The 20,485-nt window shown below is 65.4% G+C and carries 18 protein-coding genes, 1 tRNA gene and 1 pseudogene; 12 read left to right on the top strand and 8 right to left on the bottom strand.

The annotated features are described in order from the left end of the window. Positions 1-77 precede the first annotated feature (77 nt). Positions 78-2,180, top strand: a complete 2,103-nt coding sequence (locus tag PVE73_RS15965; protein WP_277363190.1) for a molybdopterin oxidoreductase family protein — start codon at positions 78-80, stop codon at positions 2,178-2,180. A gap of 31 nt (positions 2,181-2,211) precedes the next feature. On the opposite strand, the gene PVE73_RS15960 is transcribed toward PVE73_RS15965, so the two are convergent. The 5 genes from PVE73_RS15960 to purM all read right to left on the bottom strand — a co-directional run bounded on the left by PVE73_RS15960 (position 2,212) and on the right by purM (position 5,198). Beyond that, positions 2,212-2,670: a hypothetical protein gene (locus PVE73_RS15960; protein WP_277363189.1), complete on the bottom strand. Its 459-nt coding sequence runs from the start codon at positions 2,668-2,670 to the stop codon at positions 2,212-2,214. Positions 2,671-2,792: 122 nt separating this feature from the next. Next, positions 2,793-3,128 carry a GNAT family N-acetyltransferase gene (locus tag PVE73_RS15955; RefSeq protein WP_346772370.1) on the bottom strand — a complete coding sequence of 112 codons (336 nt, stop codon included), beginning with the start codon at positions 3,126-3,128 and terminating at the stop codon, positions 2,793-2,795. After that, on the bottom strand, positions 3,035-3,298 hold the full coding sequence (locus PVE73_RS15950) for a hypothetical protein (RefSeq protein ID WP_277363187.1): 264 nt from the start codon (positions 3,296-3,298) through the stop codon (positions 3,035-3,037). The genes PVE73_RS15955 and PVE73_RS15950 overlap by 94 nt, the downstream gene beginning before the upstream one ends. Before the next feature lie 128 nt (positions 3,299-3,426). Then, positions 3,427-4,137: a phosphoribosylglycinamide formyltransferase gene (purN, locus tag PVE73_RS15945; RefSeq protein WP_277363186.1), complete on the bottom strand. Its 711-nt coding sequence runs from the start codon at positions 4,135-4,137 to the stop codon at positions 3,427-3,429. Continuing rightward, positions 4,134-5,198: a phosphoribosylformylglycinamidine cyclo-ligase gene (purM, locus tag PVE73_RS15940; protein ID WP_277363185.1), complete on the bottom strand. Its 1,065-nt coding sequence runs from the start codon at positions 5,196-5,198 to the stop codon at positions 4,134-4,136. The genes purN and purM overlap by 4 nt, the downstream gene beginning before the upstream one ends. A gap of 184 nt (positions 5,199-5,382) precedes the next feature. Between purM and PVE73_RS15935 the strand changes: the two genes are divergently transcribed. The 5 genes from PVE73_RS15935 (at position 5,383) to PVE73_RS15915 (ending at position 9,843) form a co-directional block, all read left to right on the top strand. Further along, positions 5,383-5,940 carry a CDP-alcohol phosphatidyltransferase family protein gene (locus PVE73_RS15935; protein ID WP_277363184.1) on the top strand — a complete coding sequence of 186 codons (558 nt, stop codon included), beginning with the start codon at positions 5,383-5,385 and terminating at the stop codon, positions 5,938-5,940. Beyond that, the gene (locus tag PVE73_RS15930) at positions 5,912-7,054 is read left to right on the top strand and encodes an AI-2E family transporter (protein ID WP_277363183.1); all 1,143 of its coding nucleotides are present in this window, start codon (positions 5,912-5,914) and stop codon (positions 7,052-7,054) included. The genes PVE73_RS15935 and PVE73_RS15930 overlap by 29 nt, the downstream gene beginning before the upstream one ends. Then, a complete protein-coding gene (gene hdaA, locus PVE73_RS15925) occupies positions 7,054-7,755 on the top strand; it encodes a DnaA regulatory inactivator HdaA (protein WP_277363182.1) in 702 nt (233 codons plus the stop codon). Before PVE73_RS15930 ends, hdaA begins: the two co-directional genes overlap by 1 nt. Positions 7,756-7,934: 179 nt before the next feature. Next, positions 7,935-8,603, top strand: coding sequence for an HdeA/HdeB family chaperone (locus PVE73_RS15920; RefSeq protein WP_277363181.1), 669 nt, complete (start codon positions 7,935-7,937; stop codon positions 8,601-8,603). 145 nt (positions 8,604-8,748) lie between these two features. Continuing rightward, on the top strand, positions 8,749-9,843 hold the full coding sequence (locus tag PVE73_RS15915; protein ID WP_277363180.1) for an AbrB family transcriptional regulator: 1,095 nt from the start codon (positions 8,749-8,751) through the stop codon (positions 9,841-9,843). 406 nt (positions 9,844-10,249) lie between these two features. Here the strand turns inward: PVE73_RS15915 and PVE73_RS15910 are convergent. The 3 genes from PVE73_RS15910 to phaC all read right to left on the bottom strand — a co-directional run bounded on the left by PVE73_RS15910 (position 10,250) and on the right by phaC (position 13,833). Next, positions 10,250-10,325, bottom strand: a tRNA-Glu gene (locus PVE73_RS15910). An 87-nt stretch (positions 10,326-10,412) separates the two neighbouring features. Then, a complete protein-coding gene (locus PVE73_RS15905) occupies positions 10,413-11,657 on the bottom strand; it encodes a D-Ala-D-Ala carboxypeptidase family metallohydrolase (protein ID WP_277363179.1) in 1,245 nt (414 codons plus the stop codon). A gap of 352 nt (positions 11,658-12,009) precedes the next feature. Continuing rightward, positions 12,010-13,833 carry a class I poly(R)-hydroxyalkanoic acid synthase gene (gene phaC, locus PVE73_RS15900; RefSeq protein ID WP_277363178.1) on the bottom strand — a complete coding sequence of 608 codons (1,824 nt, stop codon included), beginning with the start codon at positions 13,831-13,833 and terminating at the stop codon, positions 12,010-12,012. A gap of 78 nt (positions 13,834-13,911) precedes the next feature. On the opposite strand from phaC, the gene PVE73_RS15895 reads away from it, so the two are divergent. The 6 genes and pseudogenes from PVE73_RS15895 to PVE73_RS15870 all read left to right on the top strand — a co-directional run bounded on the left by PVE73_RS15895 (position 13,912) and on the right by PVE73_RS15870 (position 20,330). Further along, positions 13,912-14,274: a hypothetical protein gene (locus PVE73_RS15895; protein ID WP_277363177.1), complete on the top strand. Its 363-nt coding sequence runs from the start codon at positions 13,912-13,914 to the stop codon at positions 14,272-14,274. Positions 14,275-14,353: 79 nt separating this feature from the next. Beyond that, complete coding sequence (locus PVE73_RS15890) at positions 14,354-15,571, top strand: LL-diaminopimelate aminotransferase (RefSeq protein ID WP_277363176.1); 1,218 nt, start codon at positions 14,354-14,356, stop codon at positions 15,569-15,571. 41 nt (positions 15,572-15,612) lie between these two features. Then, the gene (locus PVE73_RS15885) at positions 15,613-16,923 is read left to right on the top strand and encodes a homoserine dehydrogenase (protein ID WP_277363175.1); all 1,311 of its coding nucleotides are present in this window, start codon (positions 15,613-15,615) and stop codon (positions 16,921-16,923) included. A gap of 168 nt (positions 16,924-17,091) precedes the next feature. Beyond that, a pseudogene (locus PVE73_RS15880) lies at positions 17,092-17,603 on the top strand (MarR family transcriptional regulator). After that, complete coding sequence (locus tag PVE73_RS15875; protein WP_277363174.1) at positions 17,600-18,754, top strand: HlyD family secretion protein; 1,155 nt, start codon at positions 17,600-17,602, stop codon at positions 18,752-18,754. The pseudogene PVE73_RS15880 and the gene PVE73_RS15875 overlap by 4 nt, the downstream one beginning before the upstream one ends. Positions 18,755-18,791: 37 nt before the next feature. Further along, entirely contained in the window at positions 18,792-20,330 is a 1,539-nt protein-coding gene (locus PVE73_RS15870) for a DHA2 family efflux MFS transporter permease subunit (protein ID WP_277363173.1), read from the top strand. The last annotated feature ends 155 nt before the right edge of the window (positions 20,331-20,485 follow it).

Genomic DNA, 20,485 nt, shown 5'->3' with positions numbered 1-20,485 from the left:
AGGCTGATGGATCGCGTAAACGCTTTTGACCGGTCTGGACCTACTCCGACGAGGGCAAAACCGCTAGTCTCACGCGCATGAACACACATGCACCGCTCCGTATCGGCCATTCGGCCTGCCCGCACGACTGCCCCTCCACCTGCGCGCTCGACGTCGAGATCGTCGACGGCCGCATCGGCCGCGTCCACGGCGCCAAGGACAACAGCTACACCGCCGGCGTGATCTGCGCCAAGGTCGCCCGCTATGCCGAGCGCGTGCACCACCCCGATCGTCTCGTGAAACCGCTGGTGCGCGCCGGCGCCAAGGGGGAGGGCGCTTGGAAGGAGGCGAGCTGGGAAATAGCCCTCGACCTCGCGGCGGAAAACCTCCTCAAGGCCGAGGAGCGCTACGGCACCGAAACCGTCTGGCCCTACCAGTATGCGGGCACGATGGGTCTCGTGCAGCGCGATTCGATCCACCGGCTGCGCCACGCCAAGCGCTATTCCAGGCAGTTCGACACGATCTGCACCAATCCCGCCTGGGCAGGCTATGTGATGGGCACGGGCGCGCTTCGCGGGCCCGACCCGCGCGAGATGGCCAAGGCCGATTGCGTCGTCATCTGGGGCACCAACGCGGTGGCCACCCAGGTCAATGTGATGACCCACGCCGTGCGAGCCCGCAAGGAGCGCGGGGCGAAGATCGTCGTCATCGACGTCTATGACAACGCCACCATGAAGCAGGCCGATCTCGGCATCGTCCTGCGCCCGGGCACCGACGGCGCGCTCGCCTGTGCGGTGATGCACGTGCTCTTCCGTGACGGGTTCGCCGACTGGCCGTATCTGGACAGATATACCGACGACCCGAAAGGGCTGGAAGCACATCTCGCAACCCGCACGCCCGAAAGGGCCGAAGCAATCACCGGCGTGCCGGCGGCGGAAATCGAGGCTTTCGCACGGCTCGTGGGTGAGACGAAGCGCAGCTATTTCCGCCTGGGCTACGGCTTCACGCGAAACCGCAACGGCGCGGTGAACATGCATGCGGCGCTTTCGATCGCTGCGGTCACCGGCGCATGGCAGTACGAGGGCGGCGGCGCCTTCCACTCCAATTCCGGCATTTTCGGGCTGGATAAGGCGCTGATCGAGGGCACGGCCTTCGCCGATCCGTCCGTCCGCTCGCTCGATCAGTCGCAGATCGGCCGGGTGCTGACAGGGGATGCGGAAGCGCTTCACGGCGGCCCGCCGGTCACGGCGATGCTCATCCAGAACACCAACCCTGCCAATGTCGCGCCGGAGCAGCGGCTGGTGAAGCGCGGCTTCCTGCGTGACGACCTGTTCGTCTGCGTGCACGAGCAGTTCATGACCGACACGGCCAAGCTCGCCGACGTCGTGCTGCCCGCCACCATGTTCGTCGAGCACGACGACATCTATCGCGGCGGCGGCCACCAGCACATCATCCTGGGGCCGAAGCTCATCGACGCGCCCGGCGAAGCGCGGGAGAACATCTTCGTCATCGACGAACTGGCCAAACGCCTCGGTGTCGATCACATGCCGGGTTTCGGCCTGTCGGCGCGCGAGCATCTCGACTGGATGCTGGGCCGAAAAGGGCTGGGCACCTTCGACAGCTTCCGGCATGAGCGCTGGGCCGACGTGCAGCCGGATTTCGAGACGGCGCATTTCCTTAGCGGCTTCGGCCATCCGGACGGGAAGTTCCGCTTCCGGCCGAGCTGGACCGGAACGCCGGGGCCGAACCGGCCGCCCGAATCGATCGGCATTCAGGGGCCGCACGAGCGGCTGCCCGAATTCCCGGACCACGTGGATTTCATCGAGGCGGCTGACGCACAGCATCCCTTCCGGCTCGCCACGTCACCCGCGCGCACATTCCTCAATTCGAGCTTCACGGAAACCCCGGGTTCCAAGAAGCGCGAAGGCCGGCCGGAGCTCATGCTGCATCCCGAGGATGCCGCCGCTCTGGGGCTCGCGGAGGGCGACCGGGTGGAGATCGGCAATCACCGCGGCGAGGTTGTGCTCCACGCCAAAGTCTTCGACGGCCTGCGCCGCGGCATCGTCATTGCCGAGGGTATCTGGCCGAACGGCGCGCATGAGCGCGGGGAGGGCATCAACGTGCTGACAGGTGCCGACGCGATCGCGCCGTATGGCGGGGCGGCCTTCCACGACACGAAAGTGTGGATACGGCCTGCGTGAGGACAGGAGGGACCGCCGCTTCCGGCAGTCCCTAATATTTGAGCCCGAACTGGATTTCGATCCGGTGGTATCCGGCCTTTCCGCCGTTCCAGTCGTGGTAGACCTCGCGGCTCTCGCCGGAGAATTCGTGCCGTGACATCTCGATCTCCTTCACGAGTGGCGCATAGCCCTGCGTGAACAGTGTGCGCAGCGGCCCCTGGTGGGTGGCCGAGGCGACCATGATCGGCTCCAGATGAAGAAGCTCGAATGGTCCTTCATAGGCGGAGGAGGGCGCCACCGGGCGGCAGAACCGGCAGTCGAACGGCGTCCGCCCGTCCATGGGCAGGTTGTGCGAAATGAAGGTCCACGGGCCGGCGATGCCCATCCCGCTCTTCTCGATTTCTGCATCGATGGCGGGCGTCAGCTCGGCCGCCGCAAGCTTCACCTCCGGGATCGTGAGCCTGCGGAGGGCACTCAGCACCCACATGTCCGGCGTTTCGACAATGTTCATGGGGCATCTCCTTTGCCCGGACGGTTAAGGCGCGGAGCGTTTGGCAGCAAACGAAAATGGAGAATGGTTTTCCAAACAGGCTGGAAAAGTTATCGTCCGGAGGAAATTCATACTCCCTGCGCTCAGAAGCGCAGGTGAGCCATCGAGAAGAGGTCCTTGTACGTCCCTTCGGAAAAACCGGCATTCACATGCCTGCCTTCCACCTGGAAGCCGTGTTTCCGGTAGAGCCGGATCGCCGGCTCGTTATCGGCATAGACCGTCAGTTCCAGCCGCTTGAGGCCGCGCCAGTTGTCAGCGACGTCGCACAAAGCACCAAGAATGGCAGAGCCGATGCCGCGCCCGACGAAATCGTCGGCAACGCCCATCACGATCTCGCCGATATGGCCCTTCTCGCCGGCCCGTTGGGCAGGAGCGTGCCGTGCCCCACCACTTGGCCATCGATCTCCGCGACGATCCATGTGGCTTCCGGTCCCGCGCCGGAGATCCGCTTTTCCCATTGCTGCACCGTCTCGAAGGGCAGGCGAAGCGTTCCGCGCCGGAAGCCGGGCATGTTCGCGATACGGCACATGGCCTCCGCATCGCTGATGCGGATCCCACGAAGGGTGGGCTCGAGGCGGTCTGACGGCACGTCCGGCACTCTCTACAGGTTGCGCTTTCCATCAACCTAGCCTTCTTCCACACCGACCTGAAGAGGCTCAGGCAAGATGTCATGTGGTTGTTACCGAATGTTGCCTTGCTCCTTGGCCGGCGAGGCCCTCAGGGCGTCCGCCGCGCCAGGTCTTCCAGATTGACCGCTTCCTCCACGGAGGAGGGGACGACGAGGCTCGCCCGCTCGCCCCAGCCGATATCGGCGGAGGCGGCAAAGGCGGTCTTTCCCCCTTCCATTCGCGCGCGGCCGGAGGCGACGAGCGCCAGCGCCAGCGGGTAGAGCCGATGCTCCACGCGCAGCACGCGGTCGGCAAGCTCACCCTCTGTCTCGCCGGGTACGACGGGCACGGCGGCCTGTGCGATGATCGGTCCGCCATCCATCTCGTGCGTGATGAAATGCACCGTGCAGCCATGGATGCGCATGCCGGCTTCCAGCGCGCGGGCGTGACTGTTCAGCCCCTTGAAGAGGGGCAGCAGCGACGGATGGATATTGATCATCCGCCCTTCCCAGCGCTGCACGAAATCGGCGCTGAGGATGCGCATGAAACCGGCAAGGCAGATGAGTTCCGCCCCGTGCCGGCCGAGTGTCTCTTCCATTGCCGCCTCGTGGGCGGCCTTGTCCGCGAAGTCGCCGCGCGGCACGGCGATGGCCGGGATGCCGGCCGCCATCGCCGCCGTAAGCCCCGGTGCGTCCGCATTGTCGCTCACCACGCAGGCGATCTCGGCTGGAAAATCGGCTTCTGCCGCGGCCCGGATCAGCGCCGACATGTTCGAGCCGCGGCCGGAAATGAGGATCGCCGTCTTCTTCCTTGCCCTCATAGCGCAAGTGCCCCCTGATAGATCACGCCCTTGTCGCGGCGCGGCACGATGCCGCCCAGGATTTCCACGTGTTCGCCCGCCTGCTGCAGTACGGCCGCGACCTGCGCCGCCTGGCCGGCCGCCACCACGACGATCATGCCGATCCCGCAATTGAAAGTGCGCAGCATCTCCTCGGGCGCCACGCCCCCCGCGGCTGCGAGCCAGGAGAAGACGGGATGGACCTCGACGGCGTCGAGATTGATTTCCGCCGCGTAGGCCGGCGGCAGCACGCGCGGGATGTTCTCGGGAAAGCCGCCGCCCGTGATATGCGCCAGCGCCTTCACCCCATGGGTCCCGGCGATGGCTGCAAGGACGGGCTTCACATAGATGCGGGTGGGAGTGAGCAAGGCTTCCGCCAGCGGTTTCGCAGTGTCGAACGGGGCGGGATCATCCCAGCCGAGCCCGCTCAGCGAAACGATCTTGCGCACCAGCGAGAAGCCGTTGGAATGGGCGCCGGAAGAGGCGAGGCCCAGGATGACGTCGCCTTCCACGATGTCGTTGGTGGGCAGCAGCCGGCCGCGCTCGGCGGCCCCCACGGCAAAGCCCGCCAGATCGTAATCGCCGTCGCGGTACATGCCCGGCATTTCGGCAGTCTCGCCACCGATCAGCGCACAGCCTGCCTCCCGGCACCCCTCGGCGATGCCGGCCACGATGGCCGCACCCTGGTCCGGATCGAGCTTGCCGGTTGCAAAATAATCGAGGAAAAAGAGGGGCTCCGCGCCCTGCACCACGAGATCGTTCACGCACATGGCGACGAGGTCGATTCCTACCGTGTCGTGCCTGCCCGATTCGATGGCGAGCTTGAGCTTGGTGCCCACCCCGTCATTGGCGGCGACGAGCACCGGATCGGCAAAGCCCGCCGCCTTGAGATCGAACAGTCCGCCGAAGCCGCCGATTTCGCCGTCCGCACCCGGCCGGCGCGTGGAGCGCACCAGCGGCTTGATCCTGTCGACGAGCGCATTGCCCGCATCGATGTCCACGCCGGCATCGGCGTAGCTGAGGCCGTTCTTCTTCTGGCTCATTGGGCGTCTTTCACCGCGCTTTCCTCACCCGGCTATTGGCATGAAGGGCAGGGCATCGCAAGAAGCCTGACCGCATCGCACACAGCGTCTGGACCATTATTGCCCCTTGCGGTGCGCGACGGCGCCAGCCATTTATGCGTCACATGACCGTTTCGGTCCAGAAGGGGCGAACAGGGAAACCGGCTTGACCATACCCAATCTCATCACGCTGCTGCGCTTCCTGCTCGTGCCGGGCGTGGTGTTCGCATTGCTTGCAGGCGAGGTCGACTGGGCTTTCGCGGGCTTTGTCTTCGCCGCCGTTTCGGACGGGGTGGACGGCTTCATCGCCCGCCACTTCAACCAGAGGAGCGAGCTCGGCGCCTATCTCGATCCGATGGCGGACAAGCTTCTGCTCGTCAGCGTTTTCGTCGTGCTCGGCTATATGGGCAATCTTCCGCTGTGGCTGGTGGTCGCCGCCGTGTCGCGTGACGGGCTCATCGTGGGCGGCGTGCTCCTTTCCGCCATCATGGGCCAGCCCGTGGCCATGAAACCGCTCCTGGTGTCCAAAGCGAACACGCTGGTGCAACTCGTTCTCGCCTCGCTCGTTCTTGCGGGGCTTGCCTTCAACTTTTCCCTGGGGCCCCTCTATCCCGGCCTCGTCTATCTGTCCGGCCTCTTGACCGTCGCTTCCGGCGCGGCCTATCTCGTGGGCTGGATCAAGCATATGGGCGGTTATGTCGATACCGGCACCCCAGGAGAGTGAGGCGGAAGCGGCGCCGCGGCGGGTGCTGGCCCGGCAGGTCGTCTTTTGGCTGCTTGCAGTCGCCATCCTGATCCTGTTCCTCTATGTCTTCAGCTCCATCCTGCTGCCTTTTCTGGCCGGGATGGTGCTTGCCTATTTCCTCGATCCGATCGCTGACCGGCTGGAACGGCTGGGCTTGTCGCGGTTGGCCGCAACCGTGTTCATCCTCGGTGCGTTCATCATCCTGCTGGCGCTCGCGCTGATGGTGATCATCCCGGTCCTCGGCAACCAGCTTTCCGATTTCACCCTGCGCCTGCCGGAATATCTTACGCGGCTCCAGGCGATGATCACCAATCTCGACCCCGGCTGGTTCGAGGAGAAAGTGGGAGTCGATCCCCAGTCGCTCCAGGAAGGGCTGAACACACTGCTCACCCAGGGCGCGGGCTTCGTCGCCACGCTCTTCGCGTCCATCTGGAGCTCGGGCGTGGCGCTGGTGAACCTGGCGAGCCTTTTCATTGTCACCCCCGTGGTTGCCTTCTACATGCTCCTGGACTGGGACCATATGGTGGAGAGGGTCGACAGCTGGGTGCCGCGCGAGCATGTGGAAACGGTGCGCCAGATCGCCCGCGACATCAACACCGCCACTGCCGGCTTCGTGCGCGGGCAGGGCACCATCTGCCTGATCCTCGGCGCCTTCTATGCGATCGGGCTAACGCTGGTCGGCCTCAATTTCGGCCTCCTCATCGGCTTCTTCGCCGGCCTCATCAGCTTCATCCCCTTCGTGGGATCGCTCGTCGGGCTGGCACTCTCGGTGGGTGTGGCGGTCGTCCAGTTCTGGCCGGAATGGTACTGGGTGGTGGCGGTGGCGGTCGTCTTCTTCGCAGGGCAGTTCATGGAGGGGAACATCCTTCAGCCGAAGCTGGTCGGCCGCAGCGTCGGCCTGCACCCGGTCTGGCTGATGTTCGCCCTCTACGCCTTCGGCTATCTCTTCGGCTTCGTCGGCCTGCTGGTCGCCGTTCCCGCTTCCGCCGCCGTCGCGGTGCTGGTGCGCTTTGCGCTCGGCCGCTATCTCGCCTCGCCGCTCTACAGCGGTCACGGGGAACCGCTGGCCCGGCCCGAGGATCACCAGGCGTGATGCCGAAGGAGCAGGCGCCGCGGCAGCTTCCCCTCGAACTCGCCCATGCCGAGGCGCGCTCGCGCGATGACCTCGTCGTGGCGCCCGCCAACGAGCATGCGGTGGCTCTGGTCGAAAACTGGCCGGACTGGCCGGCGCCCGTCGTCGTGCTCGCCGGCCCCGAAGGCAGCGGCAAGACACATCTCGCCGACATCTGGTGCGGCCATTCCGGCGCCTACCCGGCCTCAGCCACGGGGATCGATGCCGAAGCGATCGCCGCCGCCGAGCACGGCCCCGTCCTCATCGACGATGCGGACAGTCCGCTCCTGGACGAGACGGGGCTGTTCCATCTTGTCAACACCATCCGGGGCGCGGACACCCACCTGCTTTTGACGGCGCGTCACCTGCCTTCGGCCTGGGGCGTGAAGCTGCCCGACCTCCTGTCGCGACTGAGGGCGGCCGCGGCGGTGGAGATCCGCGAACCGGACGAGATGCTGCTTGCGGGCGTGATCGTGAAGCTCTTCTCCGATCGCCAGGTGACGGTGGAGCCGCATGTCGTGCAGTTCATTCTGCGCCGCATGGAGCGCTCGCTTTCGGCTGCCCGGCGCGTCGTGGAAACGCTCGACAGGGTTGCGCTCGAGCGCAAGACACGCATCTCGCGAGCGCTGGCCGCCGAGGTGCTGGCCGGGATGGAAACGAGCCAAGGCAGGCTGGACGTCTAGATCCCGAAACGGCGACGCAGGGTCGCCTCTCCGATTTTGACCACGGCTACGCCTTTGTGAAGGCGGTGCGCCCCATTTTCGCATGAAATCCGCCCGGGGTCAGGGAACACGGACGGTGATTGGCTGTTCGGTCGCCGTGCATTCCAAGGCACGTCAACCACATCGGGAGAGATGCGAACATGAAAAATCTTCTTTTGACCTCGGCGGGCGCACTTGCGCTGACGATGGCGGCGACGGGCATGGCCGCCGCGCAGTCGGGCAGCAGCGGTACGACCACGCCTTCGACGGCTTCGGCCTCCGATATCACCTGCTCCCAGTTCGTGGCGCTGGACGAAGATCAGCTCGAGCGCACGCTCTATTTCATCGCCGGCTATCGCGCCGCGCAGCAAGAGTCGGGTACATCGGCCTCCGCTTCCGGCGCGATGCAGAGCGGCTCCGGTACCTCCGATACCACTGCGTCGGCCGACACCGGTGCGTCCGGTTCGGACACGATGGGTACAGGCACGAGCGACACGACGGCCTCGGCCGACACCGGTGCGTCCAGTTCGGACACGATGGGCGCAGGCACGAGCGACACGACGGCCTCGGCCGACACCGGCACGTCCGGTTCGGACGCGATGGGCACAGGCACGAGCGACACGACGGCCTCGGCCGATACGGACACCAGCGGCGCGCCCGCGGGCACCGACACCACAACGACGGCCGGTACATCGGCCAGCGGCGCTGGCGCCGGCACGGGCGGCACGGTTGCCGAAATCCCGGTGGAAGGCGTGATGACCTTCTGTCAGACGAGCCCCGAATCGCGCGTTTCCGACGCGATCGATCAGCAGTCCGGCACCGCCCAGTAAGGGCCGGGCTCCACATGACCACCCGCCGCCTGCAGGCGGCGGGTTCCTTTTGGGCGAAGCTTGCCTCGCTTGTCGGCGGTCTATCCTGCGCCGGTCCCGATCCGTCCGCCTTGCCTTTTGCGCGCCGGGGTCTATGACCGGGAGAATGGACGCGCCCGCCTCGCAGCAGACATCCGAAAGACTGGAGAAGGTGCCGCCGGCCCTGCAGTGGCTGATGCTCCTGCTGCTTTCGGCACTGTTTGCCGGCTTACTCGAGCTTCTCGGCTTGCCGGCGGCTGCCCTGATCGGGCCGATGATGGGCGGGGCGGTCATGGGCATCAACGGCGCCGCAGTCAGGGTGCCCAAGCCGGCCTTTGCCCTATCCCAGGGCGTGATCGGCATCCTCATCGCGATGGCGATCGAGCTCGACATCCTCGCCGCGCTCGCCGACGAGTGGCCACTCTTCCTCGGCATCGTGCTGTGCACGGTGACGGCTTCAAGCTTTCTGGGCTGGCTGATCAGCCGCTGGGGCATTCTGCCCGGCAGCACCGCCGTATGGGGCTCCGCGCCCGGCGCGGCCACGGCGATGGTGCTGATGGCGGCGGTCTTCGGCGCCGATCAGCGGCTCGTCGCCTTCATGCAATATCTGAGGGTGATGATGGTGGCGCTCGCCGCTGCGGTGATTGCCGGCCTGGTGACCGACGGGTCGGGAACGGCGAGGGAAGCCGTCCCGTGGTTCCCATCCATCCACGGCTCCGCATTCGCTCTCACGCTCGCGGTGGTCGTCGTCGGCACCACCGTCGGGCGGCTCCTGCGCCTGCCGTCCCCCTTTTTCCTCGGCTCGATGATCCTCGGCATCGGCCTCCATCTGGGCGGCGGCGTGCAGTTCCAGCTCCCGCCCTGGCTTCTCGTGGCCAGCTATTCGCTCATCGGGTGGGCGGTCGGCTTGAATTTCACCCGCCCGATCATCCGCCACGCTTTGCGTGCCCTGCCGCAGATCATCGGCTCCATCCTCGTCCTGATGGCATTCTGCGGCGTGCTCGCCCTGCTCCTCAACCGGTCGCTGGGAATCGATCTCCTGAGCGCCTATCTCGCCACCAGCCCCGGCGGGATGGATTCGGTGGCCATCATCGCGGCGGCCTCGAAGGATGTGAACATGTCCTTCATCATGGCCATGCAGATGGCGCGTTTCCTGTTCGTGCTCCTCTTCGGGCCGGCGATCGCCAGATTCGTGGCGAAAACCGTGCGCGAACAACGTTGATGCGCTCGCATGGATTGAGAGCGGAAATTTTTATGCTCGCAATGCTTGCAAATCCTCGCATTTCAGTGAATGATCGCCGCCATCAAGGGCGTTGAGGTTTCAAGCGGATATGCGTCACGGCGCAATTACCGGGTTTTGCGGGCCTGGGAGCGGCAATATGCCTGTCGGCCAATATGGCAGTAGGGGAGGGCTGGGGCAACCGGAAGAGGGCGGAGCGTAAAGCCACGGGCTGTGAAAAGGAAGGAGATGGGCTGCGATGCCAGGGCGGGCCGCGGCCGAGATGACCTTGCACTCGCGACGTCCATCCGCGCCTGCTCCCTTGCTGGTCAGGCACGGTGTCGGCCGCCGGAGAGGCCGGGGCCCGGCATTCCCGGTGGTCGCAAAGGCTTCAGGGATCGGAAGAAGTTGGCACGCCCAACGGGACTCGAACCCGTGTTTCCGCCGTGAAAGGGCGGCGTCCTAGACCGCTAGACGATGGGCGCGCACTCGGAACGAGGCGCTTATAGTGAGCTTCCCTCCCTCCGGCAACCCCGCCTGGGCAGCGACAGGAAAGATTTTTCGTTCCGGCATCAGCCGCGCCGGCCGCAGCGCCAGTTCCAGTCGCGCTCGGGGCCGATATCCACGTGCACCGCATTGGTGTGGCAGTAGGTGCCGACGCCGCCGCGGCCGGGAAGCGAGCGGGCAAAGCGTGCGATCTCCCACTTGCTCACGCCCTCGACGAGGATGTCTGCTGCGGCGCAATTCATGTGCTGGGAACGCGGAGCGCCCCGCACGCGGCGGTTATGTTCGGGGCTGCGATAGCCCGAAGTCACGATCACCTTCTTGCCGAAGCGGCGTTCGATCGCCTTCAGCGTGCTGACGAGTTTCGGCTTGAAGCAGGACACATTGACGCTCTCGCGCTGCTTGAGCAATCCGTTGGGCGCGAGCCGGGCGAGGCCCGCCGCCGAAGCCACCTGATAAACCGCCTCCGTCTGCTCGTAGACGTCGACGTCGCCGTCGTCGCTGCGCGTTCCCAGCCGGATTTCGAAGAGCTGTTCGCCGGGCCGGACGCCGGGCAGTGCATCCATGCTGAACATCGCCGCCTTCGCCGGCGAGGTGGAGGCGGTCGACGCGAGCGAGATGACGGGCTTGGCGCCTTCCTTGGCAGCCGGCTTCTCCGCCTGCGCATTTTCGGCCTCGGCCTGCGCCTCCGCGGCTGCCGTGGGCTCGGCCCTTACGCCCTCGGCCTTCTTGTCGGGGAAGGGCACACGCGGCTCGTCGGAGGACGAGAAGAAAGCGGAGAGGAAGCCACGCTTCTGCGGCTTGGCCGTCTGCGCCTCGGCTTCGGCGGCCTCGGCCGGCTGCTCCTCCTCGGCCTTTGTCGCGGGCTCCTCGATAGCGGCCGTTTCGACCGGCATATCGGTCACGGCCGCCGCAGTCTCCTCTTCCCGCATGGATTCCGATGGCGCAGCCGCCTTCTGGGACCCGGCGTCGCCGCCCGGGGCTTCAGCCCGGGCAGACGTGCCGTCCGCCGGCGTGGAGGCGAAAAGGCTGGCAAGGAAAGTGCGCTTCTTCGGCTCGGCGGGTTTTTCTTCCGCAACTGTCGGTTCTGAGGGAGCGTCGCTCGTGGGGGAGCTTTCCTCCGCCTTCGCCGATGATGCCGCGTTTTCGCGGCCAGGTTCGCTCTCGGATGCGGAAGCGTCGGCCAGCGCCGGCGCGTCCTCTCGCGCGGGCGTATCCGTCGCGGAGGGTTCACCCCCGGCACGGGCCTGCTGTGGTCTGGCGGAGGGGAGGGGCGTTTGCCCGTCCTGCTGCGCGGCGGCCTGGAGGTCCACCGTGGGGCTCCCATAGGAGACGGGGGCGAGGCTCAACTGCGCGTCGGTTTCGGAAGCGGAACAGGATGCGGCCAGGGCGCAAGCGAAGGCAACGCCAAGAATACGGCGCGCGGATAACTGACCGCGTTTCGCGTTTCCAGCCGAGGCCGGCTCAGTCGCAGCCAAAAGAGTCCCTCTCCGGCAATAATTCTGGGGAAATCTCCCCTCGCGATGCCCGAGCGCCCCTCGAAGCACTCGAACACGGCGCCCGTGGTAACGAAATTATCCTATTGTAGCAATATGCTTATCCCTGGTGGTGCCAGCGCGCACCCGCAGCCTTGTTCAAATCATGTTCCAGGCTGTTGTAATTCGTTCATGTCCTGATGCGGACATACTCTCCCGGTGCATCCCCCAGCCACTTCGTCTTCCTGTCGAGCTTGCGTGCGGGCACCCGTTCGCCATCCAGCTTCTCGATCCACGCCTGCCAGTGCGGCCACCAGGAGCCCTGCTGCTCCTTCGCTTGGGCGATCCATTCCTCGAGGCTTTCCGTCGGGCCCTTTCCCGTCCAGTAGCGGTATTTGCCGAGCGCCGGCGGGTTGACCACGCCCGCGATATGGCCGGAGGCTGACAGAACGAACTCCACCGGCCCGCCGAAAAGCTTGCTTCCGTGCAGGACGGATTTTGCCGGCGCGATATGGTCGTCCATCGTCGCGAGGTTGTAGACGGGAACCTTGATGTCGGAGAGCGACAGCCTCTTTCCGCGCAGCTTCGCCAGGCCTAGCGCCAGATTGTTCTGCAGATAGCAGTTGCGCAGGTAATAGGAGTGGTTGGCGGCGGCCATGCGGGTCGAATCGGCGTTCCAGTAGAGAAGGTCGAAGGGGAGCGGCTCGCGCCCGCGCAGATAATTGTTCACCACATAGGGCCAGATGAGATCGCGCGCGCGCAGCATGTTGAAAGCGGTGGCCATCCGGCTCCCTTCCAGAAACCCCTTTTTCTTCATGGCCTGCTCGAGGGCGGCGATCTGCTCCTCGTCGACGAAGACCTTGAGGTCCCCCGCGAAGGTAAAGTCCACCTGGCTGGCGAAGAAGGTGGCCGAGGCGATGCGGTCGTCCTTCTCCTGCGCCATCAGGGCCAGCGCGGCGGCGAGCAGCGTGCCGCCGACGCAATAGCCGATCGCATTGACCTTCTTCTGCCGCGTCTGCCGGGCGACCGTGGCGAGCGCGAACTCGATTCCGTCGCTCACATATTCGTCCCAGCCATAGGTCCCGTGCCGTTCGTCCGGGTTCACCCAGGAGATGACGAAGACGGTGTGCCCCTGGTCCACCGCCCAGCGGATGAAGGAACGGTCGGCATTGAGGTCGAGCACGTAGAACTTGTTGATCCAGGGCGGCACGATCATCAGCGGCCGGCGCAGCACCTTCTCCGTCGAAGGCTGGTACTGGATGATCTCGGCGAGTTCGTTGCGCGCCACCACCTTGCCGGGCGTGGTGGCGAGGTTCTTGCCGAGTTCGAATTTCGTGTAGTCGGCCTGGCGCAGCCTCAACTCACCGCTGCCGGCCATGATGTCCTGGGCGAGCATCTGCATGCCGCGCACCAGGTTTTCCCCGTCCGATTCGAAGGTCTCGCGCAGAAGCTGGGGATTGGTGAGCACGAAATTCGATGGCGAGAGAGCTTCGCTCAGCTGCCGGACATAGAAACGGGCCTTGTGGCGGGACTGTTCGTCAAGCCCCTCGGCGTTTTCCACGAGATCGGCCGCCCAGCGCGTCGTCACCAGATAGGCCTGCTTCAGGAAATCGAAGAATGCGTTCTTCGCCCAGTCCGGGTCTTCGAAGCGCTTGTCGCCCGGCTCCGGCGCCACCATGCCTTCCGCCGGCTCGCCGCTCAAGCGCCGGATCGAGTTGGCCCAGATCATCATGTAACTGGAGAAGAGCCGCGTCTGCGCCTCGATGGCGCGCGCAGGGTCGGAGACCCAGTATTCCGTGAGCTTGGAGAATGTCCGCACCATGTCACCGAACGGCTCGGGCACCGCGTCGCGCTTTTCGCCGTTTTCGCGCGCGCGCGCCCAGACCGCAGCCGCCTTCCCCGCCTCTTCCATCGCGCGGGCCATGTTCAGGGCGAAACGTTCCGGGTCCCGGACCTGATAGGCCCCGGCCGGGTCGAACGTCTCGCGGTTGTCCTTGTTTTCCGCGCCGGCCATTCTTCCTGCTGGACCTCCCCAAGGGCGCTATGCTCAAATAGCGCCGATTCAAATTACGTCGATGCTCAAGAAAAACATATGAAAATAGCGGCGCGCATACGACAGTTTTTCGCAATCGGCCTTGCGGCTCCATGTCTCACGCCGTTGCTGCTGGCAGGCTGCGCCGGTTATGGCGCCGGGCCGGATGGCGCATCCCGGCCCGTCGTGGCATCGCCCACCCAGCCCGACGGCTATCCCAATCTCAACCTGCCGGTCGAAGCCGCCGCTCCGCAGATCACGGAAGAGGAGAAGGCGCAGCTGACGCAGGAGCTTTCCGCGAAACGGCGCCGGCCCGAGGAACCGAGTGCCGCCGCAGCGGCGGAAGCCGAAAGGCTGCGGCGGCTGGCCAGGCAGCACCAGGAGGAAATGCTCAAAGAGATCGAGGGCGCAAACAGCCAGTAAACCCTCGCAACGAGAGACTATCGACCGCTTCCGCGAACGGGTGTATGAGGGCGGCGGTCCATCATTCCGGAATATTGCCATGGAAGAATTTCACAAGGTCCGCCGGCTTCCGCCATACGTGTTCGAGCAGGTCAACAGGCTCAAAGCCAGCGCCCGCTCGCGCGGCGCGGACATCATCGACCTCGGCATGGGCAATCCGGATCTGCCGACCCCGCAATCGGTCGTGAACAAGCTCTGCGAAGTCGTGCAGGATCCGCGCACGCACCGCTATTCCACCTCGCGGGGCATTCCGGGCCTGCGCCGGGCGCAGGCCGCCTATTACGGCCGCCGCTTCGGCGTGAAGCTCGATCCCGAGACACAGGTCGTGGCCACGCTGGGTTCGAAGGAAGGCTTCGCCAACATGGCCCAGGCGATCACCGCGCCGGGCGACGTGGTGCTTTGCCCCAACCCGACCTATCCGATCCACGCCTTCGGCTTCATCATGTCCGGCGGCGTGATCCGCTCGATACCTGCCGAGCCGGACCATAATTTCATTCCCATCGTGGAGCGGGCGGTCCGCCATTCGATTCCGAAGCCGCTGGCGCTCATCCTCAACTACCCGTCCAACCCGACCGCCTGCCTCGCCACGCTTGATTTCTACAAGGATGTGGTGGCCTTCGCGCGCAAGCACGACATCATCATCCTGTCGGATCTCGCCTATGCCGAGATCCATTTCGATGTCGATCCGCCCCCCTCGGTGCTCCAGGTGCCGGGCGCCATGGATGTGACCGTCGAGTTCACCTCCATGTCCAAGACCTTTTCCATGCCGGGCTGGCGCATGGGCTTCGCTGTGGGCAACGAGCGGCTGATCGCGGCACTTTCCCGGGTGAAGTCCTATCTCGACTACGGCGCCTTCACGCCGATCCAGGTGGCGGCTGCAGCCGCCCTCAATTCCAATGGAGGCGAGATCGAGGAGGTGCGCAGTATCTACCACCGCCGGCGCGACGTGTTGGTGGATGCCTTCGGCCGCGCCGGCTGGCATGTGCCGCCGCCGCCCGCCACGATGTTCGCCTGGGCGCCCATCCCCGAGCCGTTCCGGCATCTGGGTTCGCTCGAATTCTCCAAGCTGCTGGTGGAAAAGGCCGATGTGGCCGTCGCCCCCGGCATCGGCTTCGGCGAGCATGGCGACGATTATGTGCGCATCGCGCTGGTGGAGAACGAGCACCGCATCCGCCAGGCCGCGCGCTCGATCAAGCGCTTCATGGCCACGGCGGCCGAGATGCCCGACAATGTGGTGCCGCTCGCCGCGCACCGCTGAACGACGATAAATTCTCAAGCATTCGAAGAAAGGCTCCAGACATGGCCGAAGCCTTGCGCATAGGAATTGCCGGTCTCGGCACCGTCGGCGCGAGCGTCGTGCGCATGCTTGGCGAGAAGGGCGCCGAACTCACGCGCCAGTGCGGGCGCGAGATCGCGCCCGTCGCCGTCTCGGCGCGCGACCGCAGCCGCAACCGCGGCATCGATCTCGGCAATGCGCAATGGTTCGACGATCCCGTGGCGCTGGCGCGTTCCGACGGGATCGAGCTCTATGTCGAGCTCATCGGCGGCGAGGACGGGGCGGCACTCGCCTCCGTTCGTGCAGCACTCGAGGCCGGCCGCCATGTCGTGACGGCGAACAAGGCGCTTCTGTCCAAGCATGGCGTCGAACTGGCCGGGATCGCGGAGAAGAACGGCGTGCTCCTCAATTATGAGGCGGCCGTTGCCGGCGGTATTCCCGTCATCAAGACCATGCGCGAGGCGCTCGCCGGCAATCAGGTCAGCCGCGTCTTCGGCATCATGAACGGCACTTGCAACTACATCCTTACCCGCATGGAGGCCGAAGGGCTCTCCTTCGATGACTGCTTGAAGGAGGCGCAGCGGCTGGGTTATGCCGAGGCCGATCCAACCTTCGACATCGAGGGCCACGACACCGCGCACAAGCTGTCGATCCTGACGAGTCTCGCCTTCGGCTGCCGCATCTCGGCCGACGATATCTATCTCGAAGGGATCTCCAATATCACCCAGGCCGATATCCGCGCCGCCGGCGAGCTCGGCTACCGCATCAAGCTGCTCGGCGTCGCACAGAAAACCGAGAGCGGCGTGGAACAACGCGTCCACCCGACCATGGTGCCGGTGAGCTCCGTCATCGCGCAGGTGCACGGGGTGACGAACGCCGTCGCCATCGAGACCGACATGCTGGGCGAACTGCTGCTATCGGGGCCCGGCGCCGGCGGAAACGCCACCGCCTCCGCGGTGATCGGCGACATCGCCGACATCGCCAAGAGCCGCCCCGGTTTCCAGCACGGCCCGGTCTTCGGCCGGCCCGCAACCGAGCTTCGTCCCTACAAGCGCGCCGCCATGCGCTCCCATGCGGGCGGCTACTTCATCCGGCTCACCGTGCATGACCGCATCGGCGTCTTCGCCGCGATCGCCCGGCGCATGGCCGACAGCGACATCTCGCTGGAATCGATCGTCCAGCACGGGGATGCCACCGGGGCCGCCCACAAGACCGTGATCCTCGTCACCCACGAGACGACGGAGGCCGCCGTGCGCAAGGCGGTGGACGGCATCACGACGGATGGCCACCTGGTGGACAAGCCCCAGGTCATCCGCATCGAGCGCGCGGCCTGAGCGCAACCTCCCCCCCACCATCCCGGATAATCTTCGCTCCGCTCCGGCTTCCGGGACGGCAAGAGAGCTCGCGAATCTCCAATGCCGGCAGCGGAGTGGCACGGCTCACGGAAAAGTTTTTTGCGCTGCACCATTCCTCCTCTTGTTTGGTGAGCATGCTCATAATATATGGCGCTTATGAATAATTCGGGATCCAAATTCACCCCGCAATTGGAACGCCTCAGTTTTCTCCTGCACACGGTGCCCCGGTTGATGCGCAAGCGTTTCGAGGGGGCGAGAACCTCCACGGCTTGTCGGTCGCCCAGTGGCGCCTCCTCTCCTGGACCATGAAGGAGGACGGGGCGACGCAAGCGCGCCTCGCGGAACTCTTGGAGATCGAGCCGATCAGCGTTTCTCGCCTGATCGACCGGATGGAGGAGGGCGGCTGGGTCGAGCGCCGGCAGGGCGTGGAGGACCGGCGCGTGCGCATGGTCTTCCCCACGGCGAAGGCACGCGAGGTGCATAAGGACGTCAAGGCGCTGGTCGGCCAGACCTACGAGGAAGCACTGGCCGGCGTCGGCGAGGCGGAGCGTGCGGCCTTGGTAGGCGTGCTCGAGAAGATGGCGGAAAACCTTTCGGACGGCGAGACCGGATGCGCCTCGCCCAAGGACAAACCGGTAGAAGAGGTCGAGTCGAGATGAACGCGGTATCGAAAGCCCAGGAAAAGGCGGAGCCGATCGAGATCGATGAGGGGCAGGCCGGCGGTGCTACGGCGCTGCAACCTGTGCCGGCCAGGCCAAAAAAGAAGAACCGCTTGCGGCTCGTGCTGATGGTGGTCGTCCCGCTCGGGCTCGCCGTGGCCGGCGGCTGGTGGTGGATCACCGGCGGCCGCTATCAGGAGACCGAGGATGCCTATCTGCAGCAGCCGAAGGTCGCCATCGCTTCCGAGATCGCCGGCCGTGTGGTGGAATCCGATGTGGCCGACAGCATGCATGTGGCCGCAGGCGACGTCCTCTTCCGGGTCGATCCCGAACCCTATCGCATCGCGCTCGCCCAGGCCGAAGCGTCGCTCGAGGGCGCGCGGATCCAGGTCGAGCAGCTTCGCGCCGCCTATAGCCAGGCGGAGGCCCAGCAGCGCGACGCGGAGAGCGAGGTGGCCTATCTCGAAACCCAGCTCCAGCGCCAGCAGGACCTGTCGAAGAAGGGCGTGGCCTCGCAATCCGCGCTCGACGAGGCCGAGCGCAATCTACAGAAGGCCAAGGAGGCACTGAGTGCCGACCGGCAGGCCGTGGCGAGCGCACTAGCGGCGCTCGGCGGGAATCCCGAGATCGAGACGGACAGTCACCCGACGGTTCTCTCAGCGCTGGCCGCGCGTGACAGGGCGGCTTACGAACTGCAGCAGACCACGGTGAAGGCGCCGGCCGACGGCATCGTCTCTCAGGCCTCGGACTTCAAGGTGGGCAAGTTCGTGAGCGCCGGCACCGCTCTCTTCACCCTGGTCGAGACGCAGGATTCCTGGGTCGAGGCGAATTTCAAGGAAACGCAGCTCACGCACATAAGGCCGGGACAGAAGGCGGAAGTCATCTTCGACACCTATCCCGACCGGTCGGTCGAGGCGACGGTGGAGGACATCAGCGCCGGCACCGGCGCGGAATTCTCCCTGCTGCCGGCCCAGAACGCCACCGGCAACTGGGTGAAGGTGACGCAGAGGATCCCCGTGCGGGTGAAGCTTGATGCCGCGGACGCGGATCTGCCGCTGCGCACCGGCATGAGCGCGACCGTGACGGTCGATACCGAGGTGGCGCGCGGCTTTGCCGGCCTGTTCGGGGGTCCGGCGAACGCAGCCGAGTAGTCTGGCCACGGCAGGAATCACGGAACGGAAGATCACAATGGCTCAAGCGGCCTCGCATACCCATGAGGCGGTTCCGCATCGCGGGCTGATCACGGTCGCGATCATGCTCGGCACCATCATGCAGGTGCTGGATACGACGATCGCGAATGTGGCGCTGCCCTCGATGACCGGTGATCTCGGCGCCTCGCCCGACACGATCAACTGGGTGCTCACCTCCTATATCGTGGCCGCCGCCATCATGACGCCGGTCACGGGTTGGATTTCGGACCGCATCGGCCGGCGGGAGTTCTTTCTGGTCTCCATCACCGGCTTCACGATCTTCTCCATGCTCTGCGGCATCGCCTGGAATCTGGAGGTGATGGTTCTCTTCCGCCTTCTCCAGGGCGTGTTCGGCGCGGCCATCGTGCCGCTCGCACAGACCTTCCTGCTCGACATCAATCCGAAGGAGAACCACGGACAGGCCATGGCGGTGTTCGGTGCGGGCATCATGGTCGGGCCCATCATCGGCCCGACGCTGGGCGGCTGGCTCACCGAAACGCTCAACTGGCGCTGGGTCTTCTTCATCAACCTGCCGATCGGCATCCTGTGCCTGCTCGGCGCTGCCGCCTATCTGCCGCGCATCCCGCGCCGCCTGCGCGGGTTTGATTTCTTCGGCTTCGCCATGCTGTCGCTCGGTGTCGGCGCGCTGCAGCTCATGCTCGACCGCGGCGGGGAGGTCGATTGGTTCGCCGCGCCCGAGATCTGGATCGAACTCGGCCTGTCGATCACCGGCTTCTGGGTCTTCGCCGTTCATCTGCTCACGGGCGAGGACACCTTCATCGACCGCCACATCTTCCGCGACCGGAATCTCGTGACCGGCCTCGTCTTCATCTTCATCGTCGGCGTCATCCTGCTGGCGAGCCTGGCGCTCCTGCCGCCCATGCTCTCGCGCATCTTCGGCTACACGACCATGCTCACGGGGTTCATCATGGCGCCGCGCGGGGTTGGCACCATGATTTCCATGATCGTGGTCGGCCGGCTCGTGCGTTTCATCGATGTGCGCATCCTCGTGGTCGCAGGGCTGTCGCTGACGGCCTGGTCGCTCTACATCATGACCGGCTTCACGCCGCAGATGGACGGTCACCTCATCATCGAGTCCGGCATCATTCAGGGCATGGGGCTAGGCCTCGTCTTCGTGCCGCTGTCGACCGTCACCTTCGCCACGCTCGACCCGAAATACCGCACGGACGGCACGAGCCTGTTCAGCCTCACGCGCAACATCGGCTCGAGCATCGGCATTTCGGTCGTCACCGTGCTCTTGACGCACAACACGCAGATCAACCATGCCGAGCTGGCGGAACACGTCACGCCCTACAATCCCAGTCTGCAGGCTGTCTTGCCCGGCGCCGCGCAGGGCGATCCAGCCTCGCTTTCGATCGTGGACGAACTCGTGAACCAGCAGGCTTTGATGATCTCCTACATCAACGACTTCAAGTTCATGATGATCATCGCGCTCTGCGCCATCCCGCTGGTGCTTCTGCTCCGGGTGCCCAGGCGCGCGGCTGCCGGCGCAGAACCCGCGGCGGCGATGGAGTAGGCATCGCCCTCCTCCCGCAAGGAGGGCGGCCGGCATCTGCAGCCAAATCCCTCTGTCATAATTATTCAATCGATTCATGTTGCTAAGGGGAGCGGGGAGGACCTTGCCGTCCTTCCATGTCTTTGTCACAACAGCCGACAATGTCTCGCGTGCCC

The sequence above is a fragment of the Chelativorans sp. AA-79 genome (genome assembly GCF_029457495.1).
GTDB lineage: Bacteria > Pseudomonadota > Alphaproteobacteria > Rhizobiales > Rhizobiaceae > Chelativorans.
This window is presented reverse-complemented; position numbering and strand designations above follow the sequence as displayed.